Here is a 5,699-nt window from a genome sequence, read left to right as displayed (position 1 = left end):
TTCTTGGCAATATCCAATCCGATCACCGCTGCGTTAGTATTCATCTGGGCTCCACCTCCTGACGATAGCGCGTTGACCGATTCAACCCGCTTGGCGCATTGTGACGCCGTTGAGTAAGGGGGTGGAGTCCATTGCATTAGGATGGGCGCAGCCCATCGTTGTCATATCTTGATGGGCTACGCCCATCCTACAATCGCGACCTCCTTAAGTAAGTGCCATTCGACTCAGGACACTAGCTAACGTTTCCATTCCTTACGCAACTTCGCATTCTGCGCGCACTCGATTGCCATCTCATAAATTTATAGGCCACCGATTTCGGTTTCCAGCGCTTCGCCGAGAAACTCTTCGAGCTTCATCGAGTTCATCGTCGTCTGCTACTGAACGTCGTAAGTGCTGGAGATCCGCACACGGTTTATGACGGTCCAGCGGAACCCTCCTTTACATAACACCCCTCGAACCGGCGGCCGTTAACGCAACAAATTGTTGCCGTAGTGATGCATACACAACCGCTATTTTCAGCGACTCACGATACGAAATGACAAACACGTCCGCCTGTCTCCGACTAACGGCGCATAATGCGCATCAGGCATATGGGATTGGGTTGTGGTACTTGCGAGAGCGAATTCATTTGCCGAGAATGGCCGGATCCTTAATGAGGAGTCGACATGAACATTTTCATTTCGAATTTAGACGGCTCGATCACCGCCGGTGATTTGCGCCGCGCCTTCTCCGGCTATGGCACGATCATCGATGCCGCCGTTGTTACCGATACACGTACCGGTAAAACGGCTGGTCTGGGCCAAGTTTATTTAGTACCGGAAAAAGCGGCGCGCGAGGCCATCGAGGAATTGCACTTGGCGCCGTTGCGCGGTCGTTTGATTAAAGTGCGCGAATGCGTTTATCGGGCGAAGCGCGATCGGCGCGCCGGTCGCAGCGCCGGGCTGAAAAGCGAGCGGCGTCAGAGCACGGAACGGCGCCGCCACTTCACCGGGGTCAATCCGCTCAATCCGCCGTACGAATCACCCGCCCACAACCGCGCTTCCTGAGCAGCGGTTCTGTTTCACTGCAGCGAGCACCGGGTGCTCGCTGCGTGATTGTCCTTCGCCTTCTCGCCATCGTCGCTGCGTTTACCCAACAACGCGTTGTATCGTCCAGTACAACCCAACCGCCGCAATCGCCATCGATGCCGGCACCACCACGCGCTGGCGGTACCAGCCCGCGCTTCGACTCCAGGCACCGACCGCTAAAAACGCCAGCGTGATCACGCTCATCTGACCGAGTTCGACGCCGATGTTGAAGGTAACGAGCGCGGTCAAAAATTCCGAACGCGGCAGACCGATTTCTTGTAACACACCGGCGAAGCCCATCCCGTGCAACAAACCGAAACCGAACACGACCAATGGCCGCCAAGCATGCAGCGTCGACGTAAAAATATTTTCGACCGCCACATAAACGATTGATACAGCGATCAGCGGCTCGACGATCGACGGCGGCAATGAGAATACGCCGTAGATCGTCAGGCCGAGCGTGATGGAATGCGCGACCGTGAACGCCGTCACCTGCAGCAGCAACGGTTTTAAGCGCGTGCTCAATAAAAATAATCCGAGCACGAACAGGATGTGATCGAGCCCCTTCGGCAAGATATGAGTGAATCCGAGCGTCAGGTATTGCCATACCACTTGCCAGCGCGTCTTCGGCGCAATGCTTCCGCGCAACGGCAGCGGTTCGCTAGCGGCGCCTTGCTTGAGCCATACCGCCGTAACTTCAGCGTCCTGCGCACGCTTCAGCCGGAGCACGCTGGGACCGAATTCGGCGGCGTATGACCAACGCAAGCTTCGTGCACCGGCGGGCACGTCGCCTTGCAGGTGCACACGGCTGGAACGCGACAACGATAGATCACCCGGTGCGGCAATATCGACACCGAGCAAACGCGGCGTCACACGCGCACCATCGAACTCGATACGGATGCCGTCGAGCAACGTCGGTGCGAATGCCGTCAGGCGCGTTTGCAGCGCGCCCGCCGGTAATGCGCGCAAACTATTGTAGGTCTGTGCATTCGGCGACTCGTTGGTATCTTTGTGCCGCGGGCTGACACCGGCGATCAACGCTTCGATATTGGCCGTCAATTCGATCGTGTATTGCGTATCGGTAACCGTCACGTTCGCCACTGCCGGCCGAACTTCGTGGGCATCGGCCGGCACAGCGACGAGCATGGCGATCATCCAGCACGCTATCGACCTCGTGATATGCTTTCCCACCTTCACCATCGATTGCATCGTGTCACTCATGCTTAGCATTCTCTCCCACTTCGGCCGGCGCCAGTTTAACGAAAAAGCGTATCGACAATTCGCGTTGCTGGCGACGTTGCTGCTTGCTCATAGCGCGCACGCGCACGATTTTTGGATCGAGCCGGCGCACTTTCGCCCGGACATCAACAGCGAAGTTCCGCTGCGCTTGCTGGTCGGCCAAAACTTCAACGGCGAGTCGCTCATCTATTTGCCGGAACTGTTCGAACGTTATATCTACGTCGGCCCGGCCGGCGAGCAGCCGGTACTCGGGGCCGCCGGCGACGATCCGGCCGGACGCGTGCGGGTGACAGCGCCCGGCCCAATCGTCGTCGGCTACCGCAGTAATCCGTCGCCAGTCAGCTTCGCCACGCTGGCGGATTTCGAAGCCTATCTCGATAAAGAAGGCTTGGAACGCATCAAGCCACTGCGGCTAAAACTCGGCAAGCGCGACAAGAATATTCCCGAAATTTTTTCACGCGCCGCCAAATCGTTGCTCTATGCCGGTGCCGTTCAAGGCAACGCGCTCGATCGACGCCTCGGCTTTCGCCTGGAGCTAATCGCCGGCGCCAACCCATATCGGCTCAAGCCCGGCGCGGCACTACCGCTGCAACTGATCTACGAGAACCAACCACTCGAAGGCGCGCTGGTCGTCGCCTTTACCAAAGACGCGCCGCTGGAAAAGCTGAAAGTCCGCACTGACCGTCGTGGGCACGCGACCTTAACCCTGCCGCGCGCCGGCATTTGGTTGGTAACCGCGGTACATATGGTGCCGGCGCCGGCGGACTCGGGCGCCGATTGGGAAAGCCTATGGGCGTCGGTCACGTTCCAGTTACCATCGCCTTAACTACGAACGCCGGCGGCAATTAGATGCATGCTGCATCCAATCGCCCGCCGACAGCGTAGTAGAGGAATGACATCCGCCTTTTTGACGCTGGGATCACCATGGGCCAATCGAATCCAAGGTATTTACCGTTACCGTACGGCGGCCGATGCCGGCGCAGCATTGTTGCCGCCGAAATTTCCGCCACAAAGCTCTTATAATGCCGCCATGAATGAGGGTAAGACTTCGGCAACAACCAGCAACGTACCGGCTGAACAAGAGGCGCTCGGTGCGCTGCTGACACGAATGGCTGGCGGCGATGAAGCAGCTCTCGCCCAGCTCTACGATGCAACAGCGGCACGCGCTTACGCGTTGGCGCTACGGATCACGCGCGATACACGCGCGGCGGAGGAAGTCATGTCGGATGTGTACTTCCAGGCTTGGCAACAAGCGGCGCGCTACGACGCCGCTCGCGGCCGCGTGCTCGCCTGGTTGCTCACCATCTGCCGCAGCCGTGCGCTCGATCATCTGCGCCAACGCGATAAAGCCGAGACCCATGCCGAGCCGGACCACCTGCGACCCGACCTCTACCGCAACGACGACAGCCCGCTCGATTTGTTACTCGCGTTCGAGCGCGACTCGCGCGTGCGCGCGGCGCTGGCGACATTGAACGACAAGGAACAACAACTGCTGTCATTGGCGTTCTTCCAAGGCATGAGCCACCAAGAAATCGCCGAACATACGCATATGCCGCTGGGGACTATCAAAAGCTTGTTGCGCCGATCGATGCAAGCACTGCGCGAACAATTACTACCGATGGCAATGACGCCGGAGGAATCGGCATGAGCCAACGGCGCGATGATGACCTACCCGAAGAACTGCTGACGCCACTGCTCGGTGCCATCACACCGCAACAACCGCCGGCAACGCTGCGCGCGAAAGTGCTCGACCGTGTCGCCGCTGCACGGACTTCTACCGCACGCACGTCGCGCATCAACGACGGCCCGTGGAAAACGGTGCTGCCCGGCGTCGACGTAAAAACCCTGCATCACGACAGCGCCACACGCATGGTGTCGTTCCTGTTGCGGGCGCAACCGGGCGCGAGCTTGCCGAGCCATCCGCATCACGCGCACGAAGAATGCCTGGTGCTCGAGGGCGAATTCAGCATGGGCGATCTAACACTGCGCACCGGCGACTACCACATGGCCACAACCGACGTCGTGCACCCGCAAGCCAGCACGCGCACCGGCGTCATCGTTTACCTGCGCGCTTCGGTCGACGATTATCCGTTCGCCTGCCCGTAAGCCGGTCGCATGCCGTCGATTACGCTGTCGCAGCTACGAAATTTAGGGCCTACCTCCGAGCAATGGTTGAATGCCGTCGGCGTGCGCACGCGCCGCGATTTGGAAAAGCTCGGTGCCATTGGTATTTACAAGCTGCTCAAAGCGCACGGTTATCCAGTAACGCTCAATATGATTTATGCGATCGAGGGCGCGCTGCGCGACCTGGATTGGAAAAGACTACCGGTCGCGATCAAAGCCGATCTCAAGGCGGCATTGAAGCCGCGCTGTGCCTGGGCCGACGGCGGCGACCCGCTTTACCGGCACTATCACGATCGCGAGTGGGGCGTGCCGGTACATGACGACCGACAGTTGTTCGAATTGTTGATTCTCGAGGGCGCACAAGCCGGCCTGAGCTGGATCACGATTTTGCGCAAACGCGAAGCGTATCGCCACGCGTTCGACAACTTCGACGTCGAACGCGTCGCCCGCTATGACCGGCGCCGGATCGAGCGGTTGCTAAAGAACGAAGGCATCGTTCGCAATCGGTTGAAGGTCGAGTCGACCGTCAGCAATGCGCGCGCATTTTTAGCGGTGCAGGAAGAGTTTGGTAGCTTCGATCGTTATGTCTGGAAGTTCGTCCGCCATCGGCCGATCGTTAATCACTGGTCGTCGATGCGCACATTGCCGGCACGCACAGCGGAGTCCGATGCATTGAGCCGCGATCTACAAACACGCGGCTTGCGCTTCGTCGGCTCGACCATTTGTTACGCGTTCATGCAAGCTGTCGGCATGGTCAACGATCACACCACCGATTGTTTTCGTTATCGAGCACCGCGACCGAAACGCATCTAGACATACCACCGCAATTCTCGATGCGTCACTAGTACTCCGTTCCATTACTTCACCCCAAAAAACTTATCCAAAGTTTATCCACGCGTCTCCCTCTCCGCTTGCGGGAGAGGAAAGGGAGAGGGGAAAACGTACGAACTATTTTGCATGACTCCCCCTCTCCCCCGGCCCCTCTCCCGCAAGGGGAGGGGGGGGTGGCTTACGGTTACGTCATTCGCCGAATTAACGGGATGGGAGTTTAGAACAACGACGACTGCACAAAAAATTAGGGCGGGCACTTTGGGTGCCCGCCCGATCGATCTCTTACTGACTTACTGAGTTACGGCTTATACCCCGGCAACTCCACCACATACACATTCACCACCGGATGCTGCCCATCCGGCCGACTATCCCCCCACGAACTCGCGAACATAATCCGCGTTCCGCTCGGGCTAATGGTCGCATGCGGCTCGGCCCAAT

At 58.7% G+C, this 5,699-nt stretch carries 6 protein-coding genes; 5 read left to right on the top strand and 1 reads right to left on the bottom strand.

The window, feature by feature from the left end:
- The first annotated feature begins 665 nt into the window (after positions 1-665).
- Positions 666-1,046, top strand: a complete 381-nt coding sequence (locus tag HY308_06915; protein MBI3898012.1) for an RNA-binding protein — start codon at positions 666-668, stop codon at positions 1,044-1,046.
- Between the two features lie 81 nt (positions 1,047-1,127).
- On the opposite strand, the gene HY308_06910 is transcribed toward HY308_06915, so the two are convergent.
- Positions 1,128-2,288 (bottom strand): HupE/UreJ family protein, encoded by a 1,161-nt coding sequence (locus tag HY308_06910; protein MBI3898011.1) that lies wholly within the window; start codon positions 2,286-2,288, stop codon positions 1,128-1,130.
- Here HY308_06910 and HY308_06905 point away from each other — a divergent pair.
- The 4 genes from HY308_06905 to tag all read left to right on the top strand — a co-directional run bounded on the left by HY308_06905 (position 2,278) and on the right by tag (position 5,243).
- The gene (locus HY308_06905) at positions 2,278-3,132 is read left to right on the top strand and encodes a DUF4198 domain-containing protein (GenBank protein ID MBI3898010.1); all 855 of its coding nucleotides are present in this window, start codon (positions 2,278-2,280) and stop codon (positions 3,130-3,132) included. The genes HY308_06910 and HY308_06905 overlap by 11 nt on opposite strands.
- A gap of 66 nt (positions 3,133-3,198) precedes the next feature.
- Positions 3,199-3,954, top strand: coding sequence for a sigma-70 family RNA polymerase sigma factor (locus HY308_06900; GenBank protein MBI3898009.1), 756 nt, complete (start codon positions 3,199-3,201; stop codon positions 3,952-3,954).
- Positions 3,951-4,412 (top strand): cupin domain-containing protein, encoded by a 462-nt coding sequence (locus tag HY308_06895; protein MBI3898008.1) that lies wholly within the window; start codon positions 3,951-3,953, stop codon positions 4,410-4,412. Before HY308_06900 ends, HY308_06895 begins: the two co-directional genes overlap by 4 nt.
- Positions 4,413-4,580: 168 nt before the next feature.
- The gene (gene tag / locus HY308_06890; GenBank protein MBI3898007.1) at positions 4,581-5,243 is read left to right on the top strand and encodes a DNA-3-methyladenine glycosylase I; all 663 of its coding nucleotides are present in this window, start codon (positions 4,581-4,583) and stop codon (positions 5,241-5,243) included.
- Positions 5,244-5,699: the final 456 nt, after the last annotated feature.

It is taken from the genome of Gammaproteobacteria bacterium (genome assembly GCA_016199745.1).
Taxonomy (GTDB): Bacteria; Pseudomonadota; Gammaproteobacteria; order Acidiferrobacterales; family Sulfurifustaceae; genus JACQFZ01.
This window is presented reverse-complemented; position numbering and strand designations above follow the sequence as displayed.